Here is a 905-nt window from a genome sequence, read left to right on the forward strand (position 1 = left end):
CTTAGAAGAATTGGCTTGCTTGGAAAACAAGCCTTTGTTGATAAAACTTATGATCATAGGCTCTTTTTCTCAAAACAGTTTTCTGCTGATCTCAAACGAGTACAACAGAAAGCAGAAAGAGCAAAAGCAATTTGGCAACAAAGCCAACCGATAAAAGATACGCTAGCAGAAACCTATTTACGCATGCGGGGTATTACATGTGACTTATTTCCTTATTTACGTTTTCATGATAAATGTCCACACCCATTGGGAATGACACTGCCCGCGTTGGTGGCTCTTGTTAAGGGGGCTGGCTCTTTTGCCATTCATAGAACCTTTTTACAAGCCAATGGCTGCAAAACAGATCAGAAACCAGCCAAAGCCATGTTGGGGTCTGTTATGGGCGGCGCTGTGCATTTAAGCCAAGCCAATCCAAAACATCTGGTTATTTGTGAAGGTATTGAAACGGGTCTGTCTCTGCTGTCTGGTTTGTTATCAGAGCCCGTGAATTTATGGGCGTCTCTTTCTACCAGTGGCATGATGCGTATGAATTTACCTCCGATAAAAGGGCGTTTGACAATCGCAATGGATGGCGATGATGCGGGTCGTAAAGCAGGTTTTAACCTAGCTGCGCGTGCTTATAGACAAGGCTTTGAGGTCTTTATCATGCAAGCCCCTAACACTTTAGATTTCAACGATTTTCTTTCTTTTCAAAAGGTATAATACCATGTCACAAAATAATAATACTATAGATAAGAATACTCTGGTGAATGATAATAATAATGCTTGTTTAAAAGCTATTCCTTATGAACAAGTCTTGCAACAAAATGGGTGGGGAGAATTAAAACCGATTGAGAGTGCTCTCTTACCCGTCGAACCTTTTCACGTTGCACAAATGCCTTTTAGATTAAGTCGTTATATTTATG

1 protein-coding gene and 1 pseudogene are annotated in these 905 nt (G+C 40.7%); both read left to right on the top strand.

The features are described from left to right. Positions 1 to 702: DUF7146 domain-containing protein (locus tag ABD917_RS08710; RefSeq protein ID WP_345119668.1), on the top strand; the 702-nt coding region annotated here is incomplete at its 5' end. Positions 703 to 706: 4 nt separating this feature from the next. Beyond that, positions 707 to 905, top strand: a pseudogene (locus tag ABD917_RS08715) (YfjI family protein); the annotation flags it as partial.

Source organism: Bartonella pachyuromydis, from assembly GCF_039543065.1.
Classification (GTDB): domain Bacteria; phylum Pseudomonadota; class Alphaproteobacteria; order Rhizobiales; family Rhizobiaceae; genus Bartonella; species Bartonella pachyuromydis.